General features: G+C 72.2%; 12 protein-coding genes. 9 read left to right on the plus strand and 3 right to left on the minus strand.

Features of this window, described 5'->3' with window-relative positions:
* Nucleotides 1-52: 52 nt before the first annotated feature.
* The 3 genes from JQN83_RS14265 to JQN83_RS14275 are packed head-to-tail and all read right to left on the minus strand — an operon-like array spanning nucleotide 53 to nucleotide 11,794.
* Nucleotides 53-10,423: a DUF6531 domain-containing protein gene (locus tag JQN83_RS14265; protein WP_208567614.1), complete on the minus strand. Its 10,371-nt coding sequence runs from the start codon at nucleotides 10,421-10,423 to the stop codon at nucleotides 53-55.
* Nucleotides 10,424-10,433: 10 nt separating this feature from the next.
* Nucleotides 10,434-11,378, minus strand: coding sequence for a WXG100 family type VII secretion target (locus JQN83_RS14270; RefSeq protein WP_208567615.1), 945 nt, complete (start codon nucleotides 11,376-11,378; stop codon nucleotides 10,434-10,436).
* Entirely contained in the window at nucleotides 11,375-11,794 is a 420-nt protein-coding gene (locus tag JQN83_RS14275) for a YbaB/EbfC family nucleoid-associated protein (RefSeq protein WP_208567616.1), read from the minus strand. The genes JQN83_RS14270 and JQN83_RS14275 overlap by 4 nt, the downstream gene beginning before the upstream one ends.
* 295 nt (nucleotides 11,795-12,089) lie before the next feature.
* Here JQN83_RS14275 and JQN83_RS14280 point away from each other — a divergent pair, with 295 nt between their 5' ends.
* The 9 genes from JQN83_RS14280 to JQN83_RS14320 all read left to right on the plus strand — a co-directional run bounded on the left by JQN83_RS14280 (nucleotide 12,090) and on the right by JQN83_RS14320 (nucleotide 26,543).
* Nucleotides 12,090-12,410 (plus strand): WXG100 family type VII secretion target, encoded by a 321-nt coding sequence (locus tag JQN83_RS14280; RefSeq protein ID WP_208567617.1) that lies wholly within the window; start codon nucleotides 12,090-12,092, stop codon nucleotides 12,408-12,410.
* A 27-nt stretch (nucleotides 12,411-12,437) separates the two neighbouring features.
* Nucleotides 12,438-12,740, plus strand: coding sequence for a WXG100 family type VII secretion target (locus JQN83_RS14285; protein WP_208567618.1), 303 nt, complete (start codon nucleotides 12,438-12,440; stop codon nucleotides 12,738-12,740).
* A gap of 94 nt (nucleotides 12,741-12,834) precedes the next feature.
* The gene (locus tag JQN83_RS14290) at nucleotides 12,835-13,761 is read left to right on the plus strand and encodes a hypothetical protein (RefSeq protein ID WP_208567619.1); all 927 of its coding nucleotides are present in this window, start codon (nucleotides 12,835-12,837) and stop codon (nucleotides 13,759-13,761) included.
* A 78-nt stretch (nucleotides 13,762-13,839) separates the two neighbouring features.
* Entirely contained in the window at nucleotides 13,840-16,497 is a 2,658-nt protein-coding gene (locus tag JQN83_RS14295; protein ID WP_208567620.1) for a hypothetical protein, read from the plus strand.
* Nucleotides 16,490-16,840 carry a hypothetical protein gene (locus tag JQN83_RS14300; protein WP_208567621.1) on the plus strand — a complete coding sequence of 117 codons (351 nt, stop codon included), beginning with the start codon at nucleotides 16,490-16,492 and terminating at the stop codon, nucleotides 16,838-16,840. Before JQN83_RS14295 ends, JQN83_RS14300 begins: the two co-directional genes overlap by 8 nt.
* Before the next feature lie 19 nt (nucleotides 16,841-16,859).
* Nucleotides 16,860-20,819 carry a type VII secretion protein EccCa gene (eccCa, locus tag JQN83_RS14305; protein WP_208567622.1) on the plus strand — a complete coding sequence of 1,320 codons (3,960 nt, stop codon included), beginning with the start codon at nucleotides 16,860-16,862 and terminating at the stop codon, nucleotides 20,817-20,819.
* A gap of 11 nt (nucleotides 20,820-20,830) precedes the next feature.
* On the plus strand, nucleotides 20,831-22,240 hold the full coding sequence (eccD, locus tag JQN83_RS14310) for a type VII secretion integral membrane protein EccD (protein ID WP_372444030.1): 1,410 nt from the start codon (nucleotides 20,831-20,833) through the stop codon (nucleotides 22,238-22,240).
* A gap of 5 nt (nucleotides 22,241-22,245) precedes the next feature.
* Nucleotides 22,246-23,601 (plus strand): type VII secretion protein EccB, encoded by a 1,356-nt coding sequence (eccB, locus tag JQN83_RS14315; RefSeq protein WP_208567624.1) that lies wholly within the window; start codon nucleotides 22,246-22,248, stop codon nucleotides 23,599-23,601.
* Nucleotides 23,602-23,606: 5 nt separating this feature from the next.
* The gene (locus JQN83_RS14320; RefSeq protein ID WP_208567625.1) at nucleotides 23,607-26,543 is read left to right on the plus strand and encodes a hypothetical protein; all 2,937 of its coding nucleotides are present in this window, start codon (nucleotides 23,607-23,609) and stop codon (nucleotides 26,541-26,543) included.
* The last annotated feature ends 2 nt before the right edge of the window (nucleotides 26,544-26,545 follow it).

Below are 26,545 nucleotides of genomic sequence, written 5' to 3' on the forward strand. Positions count from 1 at the left end.
CCGGTGGTGCCTGCCCCGACCACCCGCAGGTGGTCGGGGCAGGCGCGGGGATTCAGCTCACGGGCACCGGGGCCAACCGTGGCTCCGGCAGGAAGCGGGCCGTGGCCGGGTCGAAGAAGCGGGAACCGTCGTACTGCAATCCGGTCTCCGCGTCCCGGTACCGGCCGGCGGACCGCAGGGGGATGTCGCCCGGCTCGCCCGGCTGGCTGCCGTCGATGCCGATGACCTGCGTCGGGGTGCCGGCCTCGTCGGTCAGCACCGCGTGCACCGTGCCGTCCGCGATCTGGACGAGCGGGTACGCCACAGCCGGGTGGTATTCCCAGGCCGTGGTGGTGACAGGACCGCGACCAACCCGGTGGTGCTGCTCGACCAGCAGGTCGCCGGACCACACGAAGTGGGTCTCTTCGAGCACCGAACCCTTCGCGCTGCGGCGCTGCTTGGTGATCCGCCGCCCGAACGCGTCGTACCGGTAGTGCCAGCTGTCGCCACCGGGCGTGGTGACAGTGGTCAGCCGATCCCGGTTGTCCCAGGTGAGGTGCCAGTCACCGGCGGCGTCCGAACGGGTGACCGGCCGGCCCACGGCATCCAGCGTGTACCTGACGTCGCCCGACTCACCCGTGCCCTGATCCGGTGCCGTCGCCCGGCTGGTGTCGTGCCGGATCGTCAGGCCCGCGTCCCAGCTGCGGCTCACCTCACGTCCGCCGTCGTAGGCGAACCGGAGCTGCTGTCCGCCCGCCACCAGGACGGTCGGCCGGCCGGACTCGTCGTACGACCACCTGGTCACCGCGCCGGACGGGCGGGTCCGCGCGGTGACGGCGTCCCCCTGTCCACCGTACGAGCTGGTCACGGTACGTCCGTTGACCGTCTCGGCGATGATCCGGCCGATCGCGTCCCGCTCCAACCGGATGTCCGAGTCGGCGTCGACGGCCGAGACGAGCCGGTCGGCCGCGTCGTAGGTCAGCCGGGTCACGGCGTCGCCGGTACGGCGCTCGACCACCCGGCCGAGCAGGTCGTAGCCGAAGTGGGTGACCGCTCCCGCCGCGTCGGTGTGTGCGACGAGTTGGCCCGCGGCGTCGTAGGCGTACCGCTGGGTGCGGCCCTGGAAGTCGGTCTCCTCGGTCACCCGCCCGTTCGGGTCGTAGGTGTACCGCCAGGTCTCACCCGCCGGGTTGATGATGGTGGTCAGCCGCAGCTCGGTGTCGTACGCGTACTCGGTCCGGTCACCCTCCTCGTCGATCCGGGCCGTCACCAGGTCGAACGCGCCGTACTCGAAGAACGTGCGGCGGCCGGTGGCGTCGAGTGTCTCGACCAGGTTGCCCTCGCCGTCGTAGCCGAACTCCTCGACAGTGCCGTCCGGGTTCTCCCGCCAGGACAGGTCACCCTCCAACGTCCAGCCAACCTCGGTGGTGCCCTGGTCGGTCGTGATGAAGACGACCCGGCCGAGCCGGTCGTAGGTGTACCTGGTGTCACCATCGGTGGTGCTGATCGCCGTGACCCGACGTGCCGCGTCGCGGATGACGACCGCCGGACCGACCTGGATGGCCGTGCCCCGGCCGTTCTCGGCGGGCCGGTCGAAGCGCACGACCTCGCCGCTGGCGTCGATCTCGGCCAGCACCCGCCCGTCGGTGTCGAACTCCCGGCGGACGGTCGAGCCGTCGAAGTCCGTCCACGAGGTGGCCCGGCCCTGCTCGTCGAAGCTGGTCAGGGCCCGGCTGCCGTCCGGCCTGGTGACCACGGTCGGACGCCCGTCGGCACCGTACTCGTAGGTCGTCGTCCGGCCCAGCGGGTCGGTCCGTGACAGCAGTCGGTAGGCGTCGTCCCACTCGTGCCGGGTCGTCGCGCCGAGCGCGTCGGTCTCCGCGATCACCTGGAAGCGGTCGTTGAGCTGGTAGGTGCGCGTCGCACCGAGCGAGTCGGTGACGACCGTCAGACCGTCGGAGTACGCGAACCGGTAGCGCAGGTAGCCGCCCTTGCCGTCGGTGTCGACGCAGCGGCCGGCCTCGTCGTAGGCGTAGGTGTACCACTCGTCGTTGCGGTCCTCCCACCGCACGATTCGCCCGTCGGCGTACGCGAAGCGTTCGGGGTCGCCCGAGGAGTTGACCACCTCGGTCAGCTGGCGGTCCTGGTCGTAGGTGAACCGGGACGCCTCCACCAGCACCCCGTCCTGGTCCGGCAGGCGCAGCGCCGTGATCAGCCCGTCGGCGGAGGTGAACTCGATCGTCGCGCCCGACGAGGAGCGCAGTTCCGTGACGGTGCCGGCGTCGTCGCGCAGGATCGACCACCGGACGCCGCCGTCGGTCACGTCGCTGAGCAGCGACTCACCACGGTGTGCCGGGGCGAACACCCACGCCCGACCGGGCTCCGGGTCGGTGAGCAACCAGCCGCCGCCCGTCAACCGGCGCAACGGCAATGCCCGCCCGAGCACCGGCAACGCCGTCGCACCCTCGGCGACCAGCGGATAGGTCAGAATGGACCCGTCCGCGGCCAGGTAACGGACCTGCTCGCCGTCGACGATGACCCGCTGGTCCAGGGTCGAGGCCCAGGACCGGCCGAAGGACCGGCCCCAGTGGTAGTCGGAGCGGTAGGTGCGCACCAGCGGGAGGCCCGGCAGCGTCGCGTCGGTCCCGGTGAGGATCATCCGGCCGGTGGTCACGTCGATCGGGTCTGCTTCGCAGTACGTCTCATCGGTGCTCTTCGCCGACGAGGCCGGCGGGTAGCTGAACGGCACACCCGAGTAGTCGGCGTAGACCACCTGGTCGGCGGCCGGCTGGTCGAAATAGGACGCCTGGTAGGCACCGGAGGAAGACTCCTGGTAGTAGCTCTCCGACGACTCCGGATAGTACGTCTGATCCTGGCTGTACGCCTGCTCCGACTGGTACTGCTGCTCCGGCTGGTACGCCTGCTCCGGTTGATATGTCTCGTCGGTGCCGGGGTCCCGGGTGGTCCTGCCGGGATCGGCGTTCGGGCTGCCCTGGTCGCGGTGCGAGCTGCCGGACCCGCTGGACGTGCGGGAGCTGCCGGACCTGCTGCGGGGATCGGAGACCGTCCTGCTCGGGTGCCGGTTGGATCTCCTGCGTGAGCCGTTGGACCGGTGGCTGCGCTCGGACGGCGCCACCTCGTGGGAGTCCCTGCGCGTCGTGTCGGCCGCAGGCAGATCGTAAGCTTGCCAGTCGTCAGTGAAGTGACGCCAGTCCGTGGCGGGTTCGTTCTCCGGCACGGCATCGAGCGTGGGCGAGTAGTCAGATCCGCGCGGGCTCGGACCCGGGTTCTCCAGAAGGTTGCCAAAGGTGGCGTCGTTCGAGTCCAGCGCGCTGTTGTTCCGGGTCGGGGGCACCGGAATGCTGTCGCCTGAGCCGTACCGGTCACGGCCGGAGTCCAGGAACGTGTTCGAGAGGTTGTCCGTGAGATCGACGACCGAGGCATCACTGCCCGACCGCCCCTGGTTGTCCTGGGCGTACTCGAGCACGGCCAACATCTGGTCCAGCATGGCCACCGGGTTGTGGGGCGTCTCGTTCCGTTGTGCCTCCGAGAGCTTTCTGGTGAGGCTCTCGGGGCTCTCGGAGATCTCGGGCTGACTCGCGTCGGAGACCACGAAGATGTAGTTGCTGTCTCTCCGTTCGACCGGCGGAACGTCGGACATCGAGTTCTGCAGCCCGATCCGGTTGTAATCCTCGCGCCGGTACGAGCGCTGCTCGTAGAGCTGTTGCTGGTGCGCGTCGAACGACGGCGAGGTCTTGCCCCTGTAGAGCTTCGGTACCCGCTCGTCGTAGGACTGCTGCCTGGTGACGATGTACTCGCCCGCCTTGGCGATCTTGTTATCGTCGACGAACTCCCAGGCGACGATACGAAGGCCGTCGATCTCTTTCTTCTCCACCTTGTCGAACAGGATCTTTGCTTCGACGGTGTCCAGGACGCTCCCAACCATGACCGCCCGGTACACGTGTGCGTCGACCATGCCCTTGGTGACCGCCACGAGCTGGTAGGAGAATTTTTCCCACAGTCGGGTGAAGCCGGGCGGGTAGTTGTCGTAATTGGAGGCCCCGAGCATCACGTTGTCGAAGATCTGCCCACCGGGCGAGGCCTCGAGCATCCGGCTGCCGGACTGGTCGGCAATCCGTTCGGCGACTGCGGGGCCGATCTTTCCCCAGAGGGCGAGATGTGACCGGTAATCCTCGACGGCCTGGGTCAGCCGGGTGTCGAAGTCGCTCTTCTTCTGGTTTTTGTACCACCACCTCGCCGGGACGGAGAAGGCATGGTTGTCCGCCATGAGCTGCGCGAAAGGCTCGACCTTGTCGGAGCCGAGCTGCCGGACCACCTCGGCGTCGATCTCGGCATCGGACTGGCCCTGGTCCTTTAGCTGAAGCTCCAGCTTAAGCTGTTTCTTGAAGTCCTCGTAAGCGCTCCTGATCTCGCTGTTCTTCCACAGCTTGTCGTAGCGGGACATGCGATATTCGATCGTCTTCCAGTCACTTTGTGCCTGCTGGAAGTCGATCCGCGAGCCCGGTGGAAGCAGCGGCGGAAGGTTCTCCTGGAGCGTGTTGTACGAGGATCCCTCCGAGGAGAGTTGGCTGACGGAATACTGCAACGCGTGCTGGTCGTCGTCGGCGAGGGGGGCGTAGGGGCCGAAGGCGGCCTCCAGCTCGGGCTGCGGCCCGCCGACCAGCTCGTCCGTCGCCGGTGGGGCCGCCTCCGGCGGGAGGCTGCTCGGTTCGCCGTGCGAACTGTGCCTATGGTGCGAACTGTGCCGCGACGACCGGTGGCCGCTCCCGCTCTTTCTCTTGCCGGGCTTGCACGGGGCCAGGCCGAGTGGGTCGATGCTGGTCAGTGGGTCGTCGACGTACGCGGTCGGGTCGGGTCCACCGGCCAGCCCGAGCGGGTCGGGGCTGAGGTAGCGGGCGGTCGCCGGATCGTAGTAGCGGAACCGGTTGTAGTGCAGGCCGGTCTCGGTGTCGTGGTACTGCCCCGGGAAGCGCAGCGGGGTGCCGGCCGGGTCACCGGTGCGGCCCCACAGGTCGCCGCGCGACCACCAGCGCAGCTGACCGCCGGATTCCACCAGGTGGGTGGGCGTACCGACGGCGTCGGTGACGACGGTGTGCAGCCTGTCGTCGCCGTTGGTCTGGGTGACCGGTGCGGATCCGTCGGGCCGGTAGTCCCACGAGACGGTGCCGGTGGCGTCGGTCTGCTCGACCAGGAGGTCACCGGCCCAGGAGAAGGTCACCTCGTCCAGGACCGTGTCGTCAGCGGCCAGGCGTTGTTTGGCGATGCGGCGACCGAAGCCGTCGTAGCGGTAGCGCCACCGGTCGCCGTCGGGCGTGACGGCGTGGGTCAGCCGGTCTTCGGCGTCCCAGCTGAACCGCCAGCTGCCGGCGGCGTCGATCCGGGTGGTCAGGCGGCCCTTCCCGTCGTAGGTGAACCGCGCGTCGTCCGAGCGCAGGAGCGTGCCGCCGGCGAACTCCCAGCGCCCGGCACCGGTGCCGACGAGGTTGCCGGCCGCGTCGTACTCGTACCGTTCCCGCTCCGTGCCGCCGGCGGTGACGGTGTGGATCCGTCCGGTCTCGTCGGCGTGGAACGAACGGTCGCCGTCGAGCGTGTCGGTGATCGCGACGACCCGGTCGGTGGCGTCGTAGCCGAAGCCACGCACGGCGGCTTCGGCGACGTGCTGCGCGGCCAGCCGGCCCGCCTCGTCGAACGTCTGACGCAACGCCACCACGTCGTCGACGGTCCGGCTGATCTCCCGCCCGGCCGCGTCGTGGTCGAACCGCACGACGTGTGCGCCGGTGGCGAGCATGACCGGCCGGCCCTGTGCGTCGAGGGTCCACCGGCTCGACCGGCCCGACGGCGTGGTCCGGGTCAGCGCCTGCTCCCCCTGGTAGGAGGTGCGCACGGTGCGGCCGTTGATCGTCTCGGCGACGATCCGGCCCTCGGCGTCCCGCTCGAACCGCACCACCGCGTCCGGGCTGCGCACCCCGGCGAGGTGGCCGGCGTCGTCGTACTCCAGCCGGGTGACGGCGTCGCCGGCCCGCCGCTCGACCACCCGTCCGAGCAGGTCGTGGACGTAGTGGACGGTGTCGCCCGTGGCGTTCGTGCGGCTGGTCAGTTGCCCGGCCGCGTCGTAGCCGTAGCGCTGGGTGCGTCCGTCGAAGTCGGTCTCCGTGGTGAGCCGCCCGGCCGGATCGTAGCTGTAGCGCCAGACCCGGCCCGCCGGATTGGTGACCGCGACCAGCCGCAGCTCCGTGTCGTAGGTGAACTCGGTGCGGTTGCCCGCCTCGTCGATCCGCGCGGTGGGCAGATCGAACGCACCGTACTCGATATGTGCCGAACGCCCCTGAGCGTCGATGGTTTCCACCAGATTCCCTTCGCCGTCGTAATGCCATTGCTGGGTGGAGCCGTCCGGGCCGGTGCGCCAGGCCAGGTCACCCTCGGCGGTCCAGCCGAACTCCGTGACGACGCCGTCCGGCAGCCGCACCGACCTGAGCCGACCCAGACCATCAAGATCAAATTCACGTCCGGGTACGCCGTCCGCCCACCCGCCGTCCTCGGCGACCGGGTACGGGCTGCCGTCCGGGCGGACCGTCGCGACCTGGCGACCCGCCTCGTCGTAGGCGAACCGGGTGACCCGCCCGAGCGGGTCGGTCCGGGACCACGACCGGCCCGTCGGGTCCCACGCGGTGCGGGTGGTGACGCCGAGTGGATCGGTGACCGCGGTGACCTGGAGGTTGTCGTCGAGCTCGTAGCGGTGCACGCCGCCGAGCGAGTCCGTCACGATCGTGACGCCGTCGCCGTACCCGAACGTGTAGCGCAGGTGGCCGCCGCTGCCGTCGGTGCGCACGCACCGGCCCGCCCCGTCGTAGGCGTACGTGTACCACTCGCCGTTGCGGTCCTCCCACCGCACGATCCGGCCGTCCGCGTCGTAGCCGAGCCGCACCGGGTCCCCGGAGGAGTTCCGCACCTCGACGAGGCGACGTCGCTCGTCGTACCCGAAGGCCGGCAGCGCGACCCCGTCGGAGTCGGCGTCGACGGGCACGAACCGCGCGCCGGTCACCAGGCCGTCGCGGGTCCGCAACTCCACCCGGTCGCCGGACGACGACTCCAGGCGCGTGGGGGTGCCCTCGCCGTCGCGGGCGACGTGCCACCGGGTGCGCACCGTCACGACGTCGGACAGCATCGCCGCCTGACCCTCCACGGCGGGGGCGAACAGCAACAGGGTCTCCCCGTCGGTGAGCGACCAGCCGCCGCCGACCAGCCGCCGCAGCGGGACGGGGCGGCCGAGGACGGGCAACGCCGCCCGGCCCTCGGCGGGCAGCGGGTAGCTGAGGATCGACCCGTCGGCGGCCAGGAACCAGGCCTGCGACCCGTCGGCGACGACGCGCTGGTCCAGGGTGGATGCCCAGCTCGGGCCGAAGGAGCGGCCCCAGCGGTAGTCCGAGCGGTGGGTACGCTCCAGGGCCAGGCCGGGCAGCGCCAGGTCGGTCTCGGCATAGATGACGCGGCCGGTCGTCACGTCGACCGGGTCACCGACGCAGGTCGTCTCGACTGTCGCCTTGGCCACCACGGCGGGCGGCACGTCCCGTAGCGACGGCCCCGTTCCGGACGGCGGGAGTTCCACGGCGACCCCCCGCGGGCCGGCCTTCCCGTCGCCCGGCGGCACCACCGTCGTACGTCCGTCCGGGTCGCCGCCGGGCCGGCCTGCGGAGTCGGGTACGCGGTCAGGGTCGGCTTCGCGCCTGACGTCGGGTTCGTGGTCGCGGTCGGGGTCGGCTTCGCGCGTGACGTCGGGTTCGTGGTCGCGGTCGGGGTCGGCTTCGCGCGTGACGTCGGGTTCGTGGTCGGGGTCGGGCCACGACGGTGTCCCGGGGCCCTCGACCGTGATCGCCGGTCGAGGCACCGGCGGGGGCTCGACCTTTCCTGCCGGCGGCGACGGCGGCGCGGGATCGGGGGCCACCGGGCGGATCGTGGTCCGGGAGTGCCCCTGCGGGGGCGGCTTCGCAGCACCGTCCCTCCGGTCCCCCTCGACGGGCGGCGTCGACAGCGGTGTGCTCTGCGCGACCTCGTACGGCGGAGGCGGCGGATCCGGTTCCCGGTCCGCCGCAGGGGCCGGCACCGGTGCGGAAGACTCCAGGTAGGACGGCGGGTCGATCGGCACCGCAACCACCCGGTCGTTCGCGCCCGCCGCCGAACCGGCCCTCGGCTCGGCCGTACCCGGCGGTGAGCCGGCGGCAGCACCGGCGGTCGGGGACGGCCCCGCCGTCGGGATGCCGGACGGTCCGGTGACCGGTGCGGTGGGGGGAGCGACGGTCGTCGGGCCGGCCACCGTGGGGCCGGCGGGCAGCCCGGTCGGGGTCGGCACGGGACCACCGCCCGTCGCGTCCCGCGGGAGCGGCACCTGATCCGCGGTGCCCGAGGTGGTCGACGACCCGGACCGGTCGAACTCGACCAGCCGGTCGCGCGGCTCCGCGGCACCGCCGAGGGCCGGAGCCGGTGTCCCGCCCGGAACGGTCGGCTGGCTCCCGGTAGCCGGAGTGCTCCCCGGACCCGATGACACCGGCGGACCGCCGGCCGGGCCGGGCACCTCCGTGGCCACCGGGCCGGGGGGCACCACGAGCGGCGGCGCGGAGGGCACGGTGGCCGGTGGGGCCAGCGGTGCCGGCGTACCGGAGCTGTCCGCGTTCGGGTCCGCCGGCTCGCCCGGCCCGGTGGTGACGGGGGGTGGCCCGGCCTGACCGGGGGGGCCGGACCCCACCGGCGGCGGGGTACCCGGCTGCTGCGCTGCGGGGTCCGCCGCCGCCGGGACCGGCGGCGGGGCGGTGGGCGGCGCGGAGGCGGCCGGCGGAGGCGACAGGGGCTGGGGCGACGGCGGCACCTGCCCGTCGGCACCGGATGGGCCGCCCACCGGGTCGGGTAGCTGGTGGGGCGGGCCGCCCACCGGGTCGGCATGCTGACCGGCCGGGTCGCGCACCGGGTCCGGGGCGAGCCCGGTTGCCGGGCGTTCGACGATCGACGGACCACCGTCGGGGGCCCGGACCGCGCCGTCCGGCGACCCGGTGACGGCCCGGTCCACCGGGAGACCGGCAGGCGGGGCGTCGAAGCCGGGCAGACCTCGGCCCGGGTCCGCGCCGGCGGAGGGACCGCGCACCAGGTCGGTGCGGCCCGCCGGCGGCGGGACGCGGGATCCGGCCCCCGACGGATCGCCGGGCTGCCGGGATGTCCGCTGGTCGCCGTCGACGGCGTCGGCCGGCGGGGTGGAGCCGCCGGCATCGGCGGGTGGCTGCTGAGCGGGTGGCTGCTGGGCGGGTGGCTGCTGGGCGGGTGGGGTGGCCGGCGTCGGTTCGCCGCCGCCCGCCGGAGCACCGTCGGTGCCGGCACCCGGGACCGACCTGCCGTCCGGGCCCGGCGGGCCGCCCCTGAGGTTCGTCGAACCATCGGGTCGGGGTCGGTTGCCACCCTTCCCGTCGGTGCCGGCTCCACCGGTCCCCGTGGAGCCGGATCCGAGGCCCGGACCCGCGAGGTCCCTGGACGGGCCGACACCGGACGGGTCGGGCCCGGCGGGGCCGCCACCGAGGGCATTGCCGGCGTCGTGGGCGTAACGGCTGGCGTACGACCCGATCAGGGACGAGGTGGCGGTGGCCAGCGGGTCGAAACCGTCGAGGGCGCCGGTCATGGACAGGTAGACGAACTCACCCAGCAGCTCTCCCCCGGCACCCAGCCCGGCACCCCCGTGGGTGTTGCCGGCGAGTCGGGGAAAGTACCTGCCGCCGATCAGGTGGACCCCGCCGGCCACCGCGCCGATGGTGACACCGGCGCCGATCGACTCCGCAAGACCCGACCAGTTGAACCCGTCGCTGTTGCCCTTGGCGATCACGATGGTCTGGGCGGCGACGTTCTCGGCGCCCTCCTGCACGCCCTCCCCGGCAGCCTCCAGGGCCAGCCGGACCACCAGTTGGTGCAGGTGGCTGTCCAACCAGTCCAGCAGCGCCCCGGTGACCTCCTGGCCGATCTTGAGATAGGCGGGAACGAGCGAGGCGCCGAAGCCGGTGGCCAGCGCCGCCGCGATGTCCAGGACGATCGTGAACGCCGCCACGGTGATCTCGGTCTGGACGTAGTCGATCAGCTTGTTGGCCTGGTCGGCGATCTGGCCGGCGACCAGGGCCTTGCGGATGGCCGGCGGGATCGGCCTGGTGATCGTCTGTTGGAACTGGGCGAACGCGTCGGCGGCAGGGCCGTCGAGACTGCCCCGCAGCCCGGCGGCGAGCGCCTGGGTGGCGGCGATCCCGCTACCCAGGTTCGCGCCGAACTGTTCCAGCTCGACGTCGAGCGCCTGCAGCTGCGACGGGTCACCCTTGGGAAACCGCTCCCCGACGGTGTAGAGGATGGCGTCGTAGGCCCACTGCCAGTTGGGGTCGTCGGGAATGTGGAAGTCGGCCATCGCGACGACGTCAGGCGGGATTCACGATCAACGGCGTCGCCGCGCCGCTGGCGTCGAAGCTGACCAGCAGTGGACGGTAACCGGGCACGCTGGCATCGACACCGGCGTCCGCCTTGGGCTTGACCAGGAACAACTGGTCACCGTTGCCGTCGATGGGCGCTCCGTCGCCGCTGGTCGGCCGCCGGCCGCCCAGCGGGATGATCGAGTCGTAGTAGTTGGCGTCGAGCCGCGAGGTGCCGTCCGGGAAGGTCGCCAGCGCCTGCAACTGGTATCCCGGGGGAATCGGCTCACCGTCGACGAGCACGCCTGTGGTGTCGTACGGCCGGTAGGCGGAGATCGCGGGCAGTGCCGCCGCGAACCCGGCCGGCATGCTCGATGCCGGAAGCTTGTCGAGCGACTCCGCGGGTTCGCCGATCGCGCCGGGGACGGCCATGCCCCGCGTCATCGAGTCGTCGCCCTGCCGGGGAGCCAGCTGCGAGACCGTCTGCCCCCGGTACGTCAGCCGCCCCTCGGACAGCGCCCGCCCGTGGTGCAGCCGCTGCCCGTAGCGCAGCGGCTGTCCGGCGGGCTGGGCGGGTTCGCCGGGCACGACCTGTCCGGCGCCGGCCTCCGGTGGCGACTTCACGAACTCGTTGGCGATCACACGCCCGGCCCCGGTCGCGTCCTCGTCCGCCTGCCGGTAGCCCTCGCCGCTGACGCGCAGTCCGACCGCCGCGTACTCCAGCAGACCGTTGACGCCACGCACCGCGCCCTCGACGACGTCCATCGTCTGGTCGAACTGCTTCTGGAACTGGTTGCCGATCTCGTCGTCGCCCCACGCGGGTGTGTACCGCGCCCGGATCAGGCCCAGCTGACGGAGACACTCGTCGTAGTGGGCGGTGTGCTGGGCGTACGAGTCGCCGACCGAGATGACGCCCTCGGGGTCGACCCAGACGGCTCCCCTCGGCTGGCTCACGGCTGCTCCGGGCTGAGGCCGAGCAGCCTGCGGACCCCACTGGTCAGCCGGGGACCCTCCGGCGGTAGGTACATGTCGGGGCCGGCCTCGCCACGGACCATCCTGGCCACGTCCATGCCGTCCGGCAGCAGCGGCCCGATGACCTCCGCCGCCTGCTCCATGACCTGTTCCTTCGCCTCGGCGAAGGTCTGCATGATGGTGGCCTGCAACTCGGTCGGGGTCATCCGCCGGTACGCACCGGTCGGGAAGCCGATCTCGGTCAGCACGCCGTTCTGCCCGACGGTGACCGTCACTTCGCGGCGGGGGGAGGTGGCGGAGCCCCGCACCTTCCCCATCCGTTCCTGAAGGTCGGTCAGGCCGCTGCGCTGGCGTTCGTACTCCGCGAACAGCTTCTCGACCCGTTCGTCGAAGCTCATCGTCGACCCCCTTCCGCCGCGGACCCCAGTACAGGACCGGCCCCGCCGGGGGTGGAAGGGGCGGGCCGCTTTCCGGGCAGGAACGTGCAGGGTCTCTTCCCGACCGTACGGTCGCCGGCGTGCCGTCGGCCGCCGGACGTCGAGGGGGGAAGTAGGCAAGGTTGAGCTGTCATTCGGACATCGACCCGGTGCGGAGCTTGCCGCGGACGGCCGGTCGCCAGCAATCTTCGGCACGGCGGACGCCGAGCAGGGAGTTCGACGTCGTCTTCGCAACGTACGACGAGGGGAGTTCATGGTGACCATGCCAACGGTGCAGACCACCGACCCGGGCATGCAGGCGGCGGCCACCGAGTTCGCCAACAAGGCCCAGGAGTTCGTCGGCCACCTGCGTTACGTCAACGGGCAGATGGCCATCCTCCAGGGGAGCTGGCACGGCACCGCTTCCACCACCTTCAACCAGGCGATGGACAACTGGGAGCGGGCCTTCCAGGTCATCATCGACAAGCTGCTGAACATGATGGACGTGATGGGCGCCACGACCGCCGGTTATCGGGCGGCCGAGGAGGAAGCCTCGCAGACCGCCAGCTCCTTCCTGACGGCACTTCCCGGAGTCTGACCCCCACCTCTGCGAAAGGACCCGCAGGTGTCCAATTACCGGTTCGACTTCAACCAGGCCGACGCCACCCTGTACGACATGAATCGCGTCAACGGCCGGATCTCGGGCGCGCTGGACGAGATGGAACGCAACGTCGAGCGGAGCATCGAGGACTGGTCCGGTGATGCCCGCAGCGCCTACCACGTGGCGAAGGCCGAGTGGCGCAGTGCCGCGGACGAGATGACGGTGCAGCTCGAACAGGCCCGCCGGACGCTGCTGGCGATCTCGGACAACTACGGGACCACCGAGCAGCGGCACACCAAGATCTGGAACCAGGTCCGCGGCGGTTGAGTGCAGGCCGGCTGCCGGGGCTGGTGTCCCCCCGGCAGCCGGTGCCCCCGGCACCAGTTCCTAGAGCCGGCCGCGCAGGAGAGGTGGTGGACGGATGGCTTCCATCGATTTCAGCTATCCCAACGACAGGGCCATCGACCAGATAGGGATCCTGGACGAGTTCAACCGCGGCGAGGTCGACGGATATTCGCAGAAGCATCCGGATGGCTGGATACAGGCGGTCATCGACCGCGTCCAGGCCGACATCGCGTCGAGCAACCGTCAGTACGACAAGGTCGACTGGTCGGACTACACGACGGAGGAGCGGGCCGCCTGGGACTGGTACACGGCGGAGGTGACCGACACCGACAGCTGGAAAGAGCTGGTCGAGGACTACAAGAAGAACGATGTTCCCGCCGAGGACTCGATCCACTGGGACAGGTTCGACGAGTCCGACCACCTCGACATCGACGGGCGGTTCTCCCCACCCGACGTCCGGGTCCACTCCGGCGGTGGCGACAACAAGGACGGGGACCTGAAGGTCAGCACCGAGGCCATCCGGTACTTCGCCAACTCCATCGGGGAGCTCTTCGACCACCCGGACGGCAAGGGCGGCAGCACCATGCTCAAGTCGGCTGACGAACTCGCGGAGCTGGAGGTGCTGCCCGGTCTGTTCGCCGTGGCCGAGGTCATGCGGCGCAAGATCCACGGCAGTGGCGAGAGCACGGGTCTGGTCGGCGACACCCAGGGCCTGCTGACGAAGATCCACGAGACGCTCTACACCCTCCGCCTGAGCCTGCTCGAGATGGCCGACTCGTACGAGCTCACCGAGGAGGGCAACGCGCGGACCGGCAAGGACTTCGAGAAGCGGACCAAGGAGTTCAACACCATGACCGCGGAGGAGTTCGGCAACGCCATGGCCGATCCGTGGGGGCACATCAAGGACATCGGTGACTACGGCAACACCAGTTCCTCGGGTACGGGCGGCACTGGCGGATCAGGTGACGGCGGCGGGAAGGAGTCGGGTGACAAGGAAAAGTAACCGTCGCGGCCGGCTGGGCCGCACGGTGGTGCCCGTCGGCGTCCGCACATCCATCTAGGGTCTCGGTGTAGGTAGGGCATGGGCGATTCAGACTCGGGCACGGAACAGGACTGGACCCACTCCGCGGACCCGAAGGCGACCTTTCCTCCGACCAACGTGCAGATCGACGATCTCAGCGATCTGGAGAACTGGGCGCGGATGGATCCCCCCGGTTGGCGTCGGATCAAGGCGGCGATCAACGGCGGGTCGGCCATCGAGAGCGAAGCCGGACACGACTACGCCGCGACCCTGGTCAACCACCAGACCCTGATCGAGGCTGCCAACGCGTTCCAGCGGACGTACAACCTGCTGCACTGGCTGGAGACGTTCATCAGCCTGCACACGGCCGCGATCGCCGGCGAGGGCAAGCCCTGGCAGGGCAAGGCGGCCGAGGCGTTCCTGGCGAAGATGGACTACCTCAGCAGGTACCTGGGCGAGCAGGCGGACCGGCTGCTCGGCGGCGACGGCATGCCCGGGACCACGAGCGTGCCACACCAGCTGATGATGAGCGGCAGCTATCTGAAGTGGGCGCAGGAGCAACTCGACTACCTCGACGTGGAGTGGGCGAAGATCGCCGCTGCCAACCATGCCAACCACACGGCTGGCGGCAACGTGGCGATCAGCTCCACCCGGTTCGCCCGGCCCATGACGGATCAGATGCTCCAGGTCGCACAGGTGCTGGCCAAGCAGTACGCACAGTTGAACTTCGGCCCGGTCAGCGCACCCGCAGGTGACGGCAGCCTCGGCCCCGAAGGTCCGACAACCCCGCCGCCCCCGACGGCCGACCCGCCGACGACGCCGCCCCCGCCGACCGATCCGCCGACCGACCGACCGCTGCCGACCGACCCGCCGACCGAGCGGCCTTCGCCGACGGAGCCGCCGACCGATCCGCCGGCGAGACGGCCAGCCGATCCCCCGACGGCGCCGCCCCCGGACGGATCGCTGCCGACCCCGCGGCCGGCCGGGCCGCCGCCGGACCCGGCGCCGCCACCCGGCGCCGGCCCTGCCGACCCACCCGCTGGTGGCCCGCCTGTCGGGCAGCCGCCCCGCAGCAATCTGCGCGGCGATCCGCCGGGCGCCGACGGCCCGCCGCTTCCCGGCCGGCCGCCCGGCACCGATCCGTCCGGCGGCGACGGTCTGCCCGGTTTCGACCCCCCGGTCGTCGGCGCTCCACCTGGCTCCGGCCCCGATGGGGGCGATGGCGTACCGGGCGGGATCGTCCCGCCGGTGATCCCGGGCCCGCCGGGCACCGGAAAACCGGGCGGTGGCAACACCCCGCCGCCCGTACCGCCCATCGGCGAGCCCCCCGACGGGGTCGGCGGTGGCCCGGTGCCACCCGGCGGAGCCAACCCACCCGGCGGAGCCAACCCACCCGGCGGAGCCAACCCACCCGGCGGAATCGAGCCACCCGGCGGGGGCAGCCCACCCGGCGGAATCGAGCCACCCGGCGGAATCGAACCGCCCGGCGGGGGCAGCCCGCCGGGAGGCGGGCAGACGCCCGGCGGCGGTCCGCTGCCGCCCGCTGCACCGATGCCGGGGACGCCGGGATCACCAGGTGCCGGAGCTGGCGGTGGATCGGGGGTGGAACGCCCGGACTCCTCCGGACTGGTCGACGGCGACCCGGACGACTGGATCCCCGACACCCTCCAACCCGGCGATCCGTCCGCCCCCGGCGGCGCCACCCCCGGCGGCGCCGGGGGCAGGGATCCCCAGTCCGGGCAGGTACCGGGAGGCGGTGTGCCGCTGGTACCGCCGATGCCGGGTGCTCCGGGTTCGCCCGGATCGGGTGCCGGTGACGGTTCGACGCCGGAGCGCCCGGACGCCGCCGGCCTGGTCGACGGTGACGAGTCGGACTGGCAACCCGCCACGGGCGGGGTGGGTCCTCCGTCCGCTCCCGGGGGTGCCGCTGCCGGTGGCGCGGGTCTGGCGCAACGACCCGGCCTCGGCGATCCGCCGCCGGGTGCCGTACCGCCGCCGGGTGCCGGGCCGGTGCCGGCGACCGGACTGCCGCCCCTGCCGGGTGTTCCGGGTTCGCCCGGGTCGGGCACCGGTGACGGTTCGACGCCGGAGCGCCCGGACGCCGCCGGCCTGGTCGAGGGCGACACCGCGGACTGGGAGACGCCCGGCTCGCACCCGCCCGTCGGGCCACAGGCGCCCACCGGTACGCCGGCCGGACGGCCGGGCCGCCACGCCACGCCGGTCGAGCGGGCCACCGCGCCGACGCCCGCCAGCGACTCCGACACCGGTACGCCGACGGCAGCGGTCCCGCCCGGGCCACCGCTGGCCACCGGCGGGCGGGACCGGGATGCCGCGCGGCACCCCGACGCCGACCTGGTCACGGCGGACGAACGGACCTGGGAGGACGGCGATGCCCCCGCCGTCGATGCCGGTGCGCCGGAGGGCGGGTCCGGCCGGACGAGCGCCGCCCCGGCGGCGTCGATCGTGGTCCTCGGCGTACCGCTGCCGGTGCCCGGGGCCGCTGAGGAACAGCCGCCGGTCGACCGGCCGGACGCCGCCGAGCTGCTGCGGGCGGCGGAGTCCACCTGGACCGGTGTCGAGCCGGCTGCGGACGACGCCCGGGTGCCGGTCGTGCGGCCCGCCGAGCACACCGTCGACACGTCGGGGTGGGACGACACCGCGGACATCTGGTGGTTGTCCGGCGACCCCGAAGGTTCAGGAGGGACGACCGATGGCTGACGAGAGCGGTCCGCCGCCCCTGAGGGCGTGGCGGCGGGAGCGTCCGACGGTCCCGCCCGGCGGGGGGCGACCGACGATGTGCGGCGGCCCGCAGTACACCGCCGCCGAACGCCTTGAGTTGATGCGCGAGAAGCAGCGGGTGATGGACGAGGCGGCCCGCCACGAGCGGGTGGAGGCCGAGACGCGGGAGGCCGCCAGGCGCCGCCCCGCGAAGCCGACCGACGAGGAGGACGGGTACCTCACCGCGGAACACCCCCGCCCCGACCGGTACGCGGTCACCCTGCTCCGGCAGGACGATTCGGCCTGGGGCGGCGGCGGGGCGGGCCCGGGGGTGCTCGGATGAGTAACGACGGTACGCCGGCATGAGCACGGTCACGGTCAAGCGTCCGCCCCGCGCGAGCGGCCCGGAGGCCCCGGGCGGGCAGGTCGAACTGCAGGAGCCGCCGTTGATGGCGGAGGAGGCACCGCTCGACTTCCGGTCGTTCGCCATGATCATGCCGATGGGTCTCGGTATGGGGGGAATGATAGCCATGTTCGGCCTCTACAGCCGGGCCCCGGTGATGTACGTGATGGGCGGGGCGATGGCCGGTGGGATGCTGATCATGGGCTTGATGCAGGTCGGCCGGGCGGCAGCCGAGCGCAAGCGGCAGATGCGCGGCGAGCGCCGCGACTTCCTACGGTACGTCGCCCAACTCCGCCGGCAGGCACGCAAGGCCGCCGAGCAGCAGCGCCAGGCGGTGATCTGGAACAACCCGCAGCCGGAGTGGCTCTGGTCGGTGGCGATGAGCAGCCGACTCTGGGAGCGACGGCCCAGCCACGAGGACTTCGGCCGGGTCCGGATCGGGCTCGGCCGACAGGACGCGATGCTGCGGTTCACGCCCCCGCAGACGAAGCCGATCGAGGACCTCGAACCACTCGCCTCGATCTCGTTGCGCCGCTTCTCCGAGGCGTACCGGACGGTCTCCGGCGTCCCGACCTCGGTGGGCCTGCGCAGCTTCACCAGCGTCGAGTTCTCCGGTGACGCGACGGCGGCCGTCGACCTGGTCCGAGCCATGGTGGCCGCGATGGTGACCCTGCACGCACCGGACGACCTGCGGGTGGCGGTCCTCGCACCGGAGGTCCACCGGGGCACGTGGGACTGGATCAAGTGGCTGCCACACAACGCCCACCCGACCGCCTTTGACGCCGCGGGCCCGGTGCGGATGTTCGCCGGCAGCCACGAGGAGCTGACCGACCTGCTCGGCCCGGAGATCACCGACCGGGGCGATCATGATCGGGAGGCGCGACCGTCGGCCACCGAACCGTTCGTGGTGATCATCGCGCACCTGACCGACGTACCGGACAGCTCGCGGCTGCTCGGCGCGGGCATCCGCAACGTGGTCCTGCTGGATCTGACCGGCCAGATGCCCGGCGGGCCCAGGGTGCTGCGGTTGACGCTGGACGGGGACCAGGTCGTGTTCCCCGCCGGCGACACCACCGGATCGGCGGCGCGGGACCGCCTCGGCGGCGCCGGGTGCGAGGCACTGGCCCGGATCATCGCCCCCAAGCGCACCAGCGGCACCCTCGACGTGGTCGAGGAGCCACTGGAGAGCGACTTCGAACTGACCACCCTGCTCGGCATCCGGGACGCGCACACCTTCGACGTCGCGGCACTGTGGCGGACCCGCGCCCCCCAGCGCAACCGGCTCACCGTGCCGATCGGTGTCACCGAGGGCGGAGAGGTCATCGAGCTGGATCTCAAGGAGTCCGCACAGGGCGGGATGGGACCGCACGGGCTGCTCATCGGGGCGACCGGTTCCGGCAAGAGCGAGTTGCTGCGGACCCTGGTCTGCGCGCTGGCCGCCACCCACTCGTCGGAGATCCTCAACCTGGTGCTGGTGGACTTCAAGGGCGGGGCGACCTTCCTCGGGATGGAGAAGCTGCCGCACACCTCGGCCGTGATCACCAACCTCGCCGACGAGCTGCCGCTCGTCGACCGGATGCAGGACGCGCTCAACGGGGAGATGACCCGCCGCCAGGAGATGTTGCGGGCCAGCGGGTACTCCTCGCTGTTCGACTACGAGAAGGCCCGCGCCGCCGGCGTCCAGCTGGTGCCGTTCCCGGTCCTGCTGATCATCGTCGACGAGTTCAGCGAGCTGCTCTCCAGCAAGAGCGAGTTCATGGATCTCTTCGTCTCGATCGGCCGGCTCGGCCGGTCGCTCGGGGTGCACCTGCTGCTCGCCTCGCAACGGTTGGACGAGGGGCGGATCAACCGGGTCGAGGGCCACCTGTCGTACCGCCTCGCCCTGCGCACCTTCTCGTCGATGGAGTCACGGTCGGTGATCGGCGTCGGTAAGGCCTACGAGTTGCCGCCCGAACCCGGCAACGGCTACCTGAAGATCGACACCAGCAATCTGGTCCGGTTCAAGTCCGCCTACGTCTCCGGGCCCTACCAGGGCAACGGGCTGGCCGACGGTGGGGACGACCAGGGCGAACGGATCGAGGCCGAGGTCGTTGCGTTCACCACCCGGCAGGTCGCGGTCCGGCACGATCCGGGCCGCACCCGGGCTGCCGATCCGGTCGACGAACCCGAGCCGTCGCAGGCCGAGAACGCCACCGGGCCGAGTCTGGTGGAGGTGCTGCTCGACCGGATCGCCGGTTTCGGCCCGCCGGCCCGCCAGGTGTGGCTCCCGCCGCTGTCGACCGCGCCCAGCCTGGACACGCTGCTACCGAGCGTCGTACCGGATCCCGTGCGGGGCATGACCGTGGACGACCCGGGCGCGCAGGGACGGCTGCGGGTGCCGGTCGGCATCGTCGACCGTCCCGCCGACCAGCTGCGGGAACTGCTCACCATCGACCTGGGTGGGGCGGACGGGCACGTCGGCATCGCCGGAGCGCCGCAGAGCGGCAAGTCCGCGCTGCTGCGCAGCGTGATCCTCGCGCTGGCGCTCACCAACACCCCGCGCGAGGTGCAGTTCTACGGGCTCGATTTCGGCGGCGGCGGTCTCGCCTCGCTCGCCGGGCTGCCCCACATCGGCTCCATCGCGACCCGGATGGAACGCGACCGGGTGGTCCGCACGATCGAGGAGGTCTGGCAGGTCATGGAGCGGCGCGAGTACGAGTTCGCCAACCGTGGCCTCGACTCGATCGGCAGCTATCTGGCGGCCCGCGCCCGGGGCGAGATCAACGACCCGTACGGTCACGTGTTCCTGGTCGTCGACGGCTGGTACACGATGAAGCAGGACTTCAGCGACCTGGAGACCCGGTTCCAGGAGCTGGCCTCCCGGGGGCTGTCGTTCGGCATCCACGTGATCGTCTCCACCACCCGCTGGTCGGAGATGCGGACCTGGCTGCGGGATCTGCTCGGCACCCGGCTGGAGCTGCGGCTCGCGGACTCGATGGAGTCCGAGGTGGGCTCACGCCGGGCGGCCACCGTGCCGTCCCAGCCGGGGCGGGGCCTGACCAACGAGGGCCTGCACTTCCTCGGGGCGCTCCCCCGGATGGACGGTAGTTCGTCGGTGGCGGACCTCGCCGAGGCGACCAAGTCGACGGTCGAGGAGATCAGCACGTTCTGGACCGGACCGGCCGCGCCCGGCGTCCGGATGCTTCCCACCCAGTTGCCGGTGGAGAGCCTGCCGGTGCCGGAACCGGCCTTCAAGGTCTGCATCGGGCGCGACGAACAACGGCTGGCCCCGGTGTGGCACGACTTCATGGTCACCCCGCACCTGCTGGTCCTCGGCGACAACGAGACCGGCAAGTCGAACCTGCTCCGGCTGGTGCTGCGGGCCATCCAGCAGCACTACACGCCGGCCCAGGCCAAGGTCGTCCTCGGTGACTCACGACGCGACCTCGACACCGCCATCACCCCCGACTACCAGGTCGGGTTCGGCTTCACCGGCGACCGGCTCCAGGAGTTGGCCGGGCAGACCGCCGTCTCGATGAACCGTCGGGTGCCCGGGCCGGAGATCTCCTCCGAGCGGATGCGCCGACGCGACTGGTGGGAGGGGCCGGAGCTGTTCGTCATCGTCGACGACTACGACCTGATGACCCGCTCGTCCGCTCCGGGTTCCGCACTCGATCCGCTGCTGCCGATGCTGGCGCAGGGGGTCTACATCGGACTGCACGTGATCGTCGCCCGCAGCACCTCGGGGGCGATGCGAGCCATGATGGACCCGGTCCTGCGCCGCATGTGGGAACTCGGCACCCCGGCCGCGCTGCTGTCGTACCCGAAGGAAGAGGGCAAGTTCCTCGGTGAGGCGGCACCACGCCGACTGCCACCCGGACGTGCCCAACTGGCCACCCGCCGCAGCGTCAAGCTGATCCAGACCGGACACGTCACATGAGGGGAGCAGCGGTGGGTGTCACGCTCAGCGCCGAACTCTGCCGGATCACCGTTGTCGGTCCGGCCCGCAGGGTCGACCTGGCGGTCCCGGCGACCACCACGGTGGCCGCCCTGCTACCGCTGCTGGCGCAGCGCACCACGGAGGGCGACCCGCGCGGGGAGACGGGGGCGGGCGACGGCGCCTGGGTGTTGCAGCGCCTCGGCCAACCCCCGTTCGAGCTGGCCGGCACGCCGGAGAGCCTGGACTGGCTCGAAGGCGAGGAACTGCACCTGCGTCCCGCCGAGGACCCCCTGCCCGAGCTGGACTTCGACGACCTCGCCGACGGCATCGCCACCATCGTCAACCGTCGCCCCGACCGGTGGCAGCCCGAGTACCGCCGGACGCTGTTCATCCTGCTGTCGGTCGTCGTCATGGGTGCCGTCGCCACGGTGCTCACCGCGCACCCGCCGGCGCTGCCGCAGGTCGTGGCCGCAGGGACGCTCGGCGTCGCGTTCCTGGTCGCGGCGTTGTGCTGCGGTCGCCAACTGGACGACGGCGCGTTCTCGCTGCTCTTCGGCGGTGGCGCGGCCGGCTTCGCGGCGGTCGCCGCGTCGAGCGCGGTCGACGGCGATCCGGCCCGCGTCGCGGTGACCGGCCCGGCGGTCCTCGCCGCAGCCGTCACGGTCCTCGCCGTCGCCGCGGTCCTGCTGCTCGCCCACCGGACCTTCGCCCCCCACCTGCCGGCCGCGCCCCTGCTGGTCGTCGGCCTGACCGGACTCGTCACCACGGCGGTGCTGCTGATCCGCGACGGCAGCGGGATGACCATGCGACGGGCCGCTGCGGTGGCGATCCTGCTGATCTTCGTGGTGATCGTGCTGGCTCCCCGGATGGCGGTGAAGCTGTCCCGGCTGCGCGGTCCGCAACTACCGAAGACCAGCGAGGACATGTCGTACGACATCGAGCCCGCCACGTCGGAACAGGTCCGGCAGCGCACCGACGACGCGGACACCTACCTGACCGTCGCGATGGTGACGGCGGCGCTGGTGCTGCCGGTGTTGTTCCACTTCACCGTCGGGGCACCCGGTTGGGCCGGGTGGAGCCTGGTGCTGGTGGTCGCCAGTGCAATCCTGTTGCGCTCGCGTACCTTCCTCTGCCTCTGGCAGCGCTGCGCGCTCGTGGTCGCCGGTACCGTCGGCCTCCTCATGGTCATCACGAAGCTCTCCGATCTGTTGTCGCCCACCTGGCGGTGGGTGCTGATCAGCGCGCTCGTCGGGCTGCTCGTGCCGCTCGTGCTGGCGGCGCTGCGGCCCTGGCCGCGACGGATGCTGCCGTTCTGGGAGTACACGGCGACGTTCTTCGACGTCACCACCGGGGTGGCCGTCCTACCGATCCTGGCGCAGGTGCTCGGCACCTACGCCTGGGCCCGCGGGCTCTTCGGGTAACCGCCGTGCAGACCCAACGCGACCACGTGCACGCCCACACCTTCATGACGGGTCGGCTCAGTTCGGCGCTCGTCGAGGGTGACCCCACCAGCGCGCGGATTCCCGGGCAGCGGGCCCTGACCGGCCTGCTGATCGGGCTGATCGTGGTGCTCCTGGTCGGTGGCGGGTTCGCCGTCTACGGCTGGATCGTCCCCGGTGGCAGCCGGGCGTACCGCCAGGCCGGCGTGATCCTGGTCGAGAAGGAGAGCGGCGTCCGCTACGTCTACCGGGGCGGGGTGCTCCACCCGACGCCGAACCTGACCTCCGCGATGCTCCTGCAGGGCCCGTCGGCCACGGTGAAGCTCATCTCGCGCAACTCGCTGAAGGACCTGCCACGCGGCCCGGAGATCGGCATCGCCGACGCGCCGCAGTCCGTTCCCGCCGCGGGCGCGTTGGCCCACGGGCCGTGGCTGGTCTGCCTGCCGGGCTCGGTGGTGGACGCACCCGGTGCCGGGCTCGGCCTGAACCTCTCCCCCCGGGCCGCCGCCACCCCGTCGACCGGCGACACCTTCGCGGTGGTCCGCGGGCCGGACGGGGTCACGTACCTGCTCGTCGGGTCGGGCAAGTTCCCGATGGCCGACGAGTCGGTGCTGGTCGCCCTCGACGCCGCCAACGTGCGGGTGGCCGTCGCCCCGGCCGCCTGGTTGGCCGAGCTGCCGACCGGTGTCACGCTCGCTGCGGCCCGGATTCCGGGCGCGGGCGACGAGGGCCCCCGGGTCGGTGGTCGCGTCCACCCGGTGGGCACCCTGTTCCGGCAGCAGCCGTCCGCCGGCACGGAGCAGCTCTTCGTGCTCCGCGCCGACGGCCTGGCACCCGTCAACCGGATGGAGTTCGTCCTGGCCGCGGTGCGCGACGGCGCACCGCCGGTGTCCCTGGGCGCGGCCGACGTAGCCGCCGCGCCCCGCTCCAGCGACCGTACGCTGACCGACCGGCTGCCCGACCTGACCGGTTACCGGTGGCAGGACCCCGGCGGTCGGGTGCTCTGCCTGCGACAGCAGCCGTTCGACGCGGAGACGGTCGGCAGCGAGCTGGTGCTCGTCGACCGATCCGCCTCGGGGGTCGCCGCCGACGGCACGACCACGGTGCTGGTCGAGCCGGGGTCCGGGATGACGGTGACGCCGGTGCCCAGGGCCAGGACCGGCGCCGAGCTGGTGCTGATCTCGGAGCAGGGCGTCGCCTACCACCTCGCCGACCAGGACACCGTCGCCGCGCTGAAGCTCAACTCGGCGGCTGCCGTCCCGTTCCCGAAGGGCCTGCTGGCGTCGGTGCCGCCGGGCCCGGTGCTCAGTCGTACGGCCGTCAACGGTCTTGCTAGGGGGTAGCGTCGATGGCATCCATCCGAGATCTGCTGCGCGTCGGGCGGAGCGAGCCCGGCGACATGGTGCAACACACCGTCGGCAACGCGCTGGTCCTGCACCATCCTTACCAGATCAGCCGGGAGGCGCAGTCCCTCGCGCTCGCCATGGTGGCCGACGCCGACAACGACGTGGTCCTGCTGGATCTGGGCAGCGGCATCCCGATCGGCTCCTGGGAGTCGATGGCCGGTGTGCTGCCACGGCGTCGGCGCGGCATCCGCCTGGTCGCCTGCGGTCAGCGCACCGACACCGCGGCGATGGCCGGGCAGTGGCTGTCCGAGCGGCTCAACCGGACGGTGATCGCGCCCGACGGTGACCTGGCCCGGGGGGCTGCCGGTGCGCTGTTCGTACACTCCAAGCCGGGCAGCGGCTGGGTGCGGTTCCGGCCCGGCAAGCCACCGGCCTGGGACGCCAAGCGATACCCGGCTCCGGTCTGGGACCGTGCCGCGACCGAACGTCGGGCGTCCAGCTCCACCGGGGAGATCGAGCCGCTGCCGGGCGGCGTGTGGATCCACGGCGTACGGACGCCGGACGTCATCGCTGAGCACCGCGGCCGCCTCGTCGCCGACGTGCCGTGCCATCCCGAGACGATGACCGTCCTGCTCGGCTGCCCGGGCACCGAGCCGCTCCCGCTCGACGACGTGGTCCGGTTCTGGCGCGACCTGGATCCGGACAGCCGGCTGCGTGCCCGCTTCGTGCAGTACGGCGAGCTACGCGTACCCGAGGGTGAGTTGTTCGGTCAGACACTGGCCGACCTGCTGTCCACCAGGGTCGTCTGCTACCCGGGCGTTCCGGTCGGCATGCCCGGCAAGTTCGAGATCCGGACGGTACGCGCGGACGGTGTCCTGGGCTGGCCGCCGTTCGCCCTGGAACTGGGCTACTCGCCCCGGCCGCACCCCAATTCGCTGGCCCGCCGGCCGCTGCTGCTCAGTCATCGCGGCCCGCTCCAGTGGACGGAGGAGATCGCGCCTCGGGTGTACTGGTACGCCCCGGACGCCGTGGTCGAGGTGATCGAGGCCGGGCTGTGGGTCCGCCCGGCGGACGAACCGGGGAACGCGGAACGGGTCCGGGCCACTCCCCTCGACCCGGCGGACGTCACCATGGTCTTCGATGACTCGGTGCCGCAGCGGACGGCCCGGATGCGTGAACTCGCCGCGGACCTGGCGGCGCGGATCGACCGCGCCGTGGGACAGTCCAGCGCGCTGGTGCCGGCCTCGATGCTGGTGCCGGGGCGTAGGCCGGGCAGCCGGGCCGAGGCGAACCTGATGCCGGCGCTCGGGTCACCGTCGACGCCACCGGCCGGGGCCACCCATGCCCTCACCGGACCCGCGGCGATCTCGGCGGTCACCGCCATCGCCGTACCTGTCGCGTTGCCGCCGACCGGGCCGGCGCAGCCCGCCGTCCCGACGGTCACGCCGACTCAGGTGGTACCGCCCACGCAGGTGGTACCAACGGCGCAGGTGGTGCCGCCGGCTCCGGAAGCTCCGCCCGCCCCGGTGGAGATCCCGACCGAGTCCTCGATCGACGGACCCGGCGACCCGCAAGCGGGGCACCTGCCGGGGTACTGGCCACCAGCCCGCTGGCCGCTCTCGTCAGTCGCCGCCGCCCTGCGCGCCGCCCCGCCGGTGCCGGCACCCGCACCGGCCGAGCCCGCCGCACCGGCCGAGCCCGCTATGCCGGCTGAGCCCGGCGCGGCGGCCGGATCCGCCCGGCCGGTCGAACCCGCTGCACCGGCCGGGTCAGCTCCGTTGGTCGGTCCCCCGCCGGCTGTCGCTTCCGATCCAACTGCCGCTTCCGATCCAGCTGTCGAAGGCGCTTCGGCTGTCGCTTCCGATCCAGCTGTCGCTTCGGGTCCGGCTGTCGCTTCCGGTCCGGCTGTCGAAGCCGCTTCGGCCGCCGGGCCCGCCGCCGTCGCGTCCGCTTCGCCGGCCACTGTCGCGTTCCGGGCAGCCGGGGACCCGGCTCCCCCCGCGCCGCCACCGGCCCTGCCGGTGGCGGTGTCGACGGCGTCGGTAGCGGGCCCGCCCACGGCGACGCCCGTTCGAACGGGCGACCCGGCGACGGCGGACGCGCCGTCCCGCTTCCGGCTGCAGCCGGTGGCGACGCCGGAGACCTCCGCGCAGCTGCCGCATCGCGGGCTGGCGGAGGAGAGGGCCTGGCTGCGCCGCTCCCTGAGCCGGGACTTCGACACCATGGCCAGCTCGGTCTCCCGGCTCATGTCGGAGCATCCGGGCATGAAGGCCGGTGGTACGGGCAGCGCCGACGACGTCCTCGTCGACTCGGTGGCGGCCCAGCTGTTCCTGACCCGCCGGGGCGCGGGGATCGACGCCGGCCTGCGATCGGGCGCGGTCGGCCCGCACGTCCCCCTGGCCCGGTGCGCGGTCTCCGGCCTCTCCCGGCTGCCGTCGGTGCGGGGCAGCACCGTCATGCGCACCTCGCCGAGCACCGAGGAATGGCACCTGTACCGGGGCCGACGCCTGGTCACCGACTGGAGCTTCGTCACCATGCTGACCGCGCCCTGCGCCGGCCAGGACGGCGACACCGACGTGCTGATCTGGTCGATGACCGCCCGTCGCACCGCCCTGTTGGAACCGGACGGGGACGAGCGCGTCGAGGACCGGGTGGTGTTCCTGCCCGGCACCCACTTCAAGGTCCTGGACACGGCAGAACCGGACGGTGAGCGGCGGGGTGCCATTCTGCTCCGCGAGATCGGTGTCAACGAGATCGACGACGACGGCCGCGTCGACCAGAACCGGCTGTCGCTCGACGAACTGGCCGTGACGTCCCTGCGCCGCAGCCTCGACCGGTGGGACGGTATGGACGCCCGACACCGCGTCGGTCCCGCCTCGGCCGGCCGCTTCGGCACGCTACCCGGTCTCGTCGGCCCACCGGCCCGGAAGAAGGGGTGACC

The organism is Micromonospora antibiotica (genome assembly GCF_017599305.1).
Taxonomy (GTDB): Bacteria; Actinomycetota; Actinomycetes; order Mycobacteriales; family Micromonosporaceae; genus Micromonospora; species Micromonospora antibiotica.

Bases quoted from the DNA above. Each gene is read 5' to 3' on its own strand.
- JQN83_RS14265 (WP_208567614.1), bottom strand. From the start codon at position 10,423: ATGGCCGACTTCCACATTCCCGACGACCCCAACTGGCAGTGGGCCTAC.
- JQN83_RS14275 (WP_208567616.1), bottom strand. From the start codon at position 11,794: ATGAGCTTCGACGAACGGGTCGAGAAGCTGTTCGCGGAGTACGAACGC.
- JQN83_RS14290 (WP_208567619.1), top strand. From the start codon at position 12,835: ATGGCTTCCATCGATTTCAGCTATCCCAACGACAGGGCCATCGACCAG.
- JQN83_RS14295 (WP_208567620.1), top strand. From the start codon at position 13,840: ATGGGCGATTCAGACTCGGGCACGGAACAGGACTGGACCCACTCCGCG.
- JQN83_RS14300 (WP_208567621.1), top strand. From the start codon at position 16,490: ATGGCTGACGAGAGCGGTCCGCCGCCCCTGAGGGCGTGGCGGCGGGAG.
- eccCa (WP_208567622.1), top strand. From the start codon at position 16,860: ATGAGCACGGTCACGGTCAAGCGTCCGCCCCGCGCGAGCGGCCCGGAG.
- JQN83_RS14320 (WP_208567625.1), top strand. From the start codon at position 23,607: ATGGCATCCATCCGAGATCTGCTGCGCGTCGGGCGGAGCGAGCCCGGC.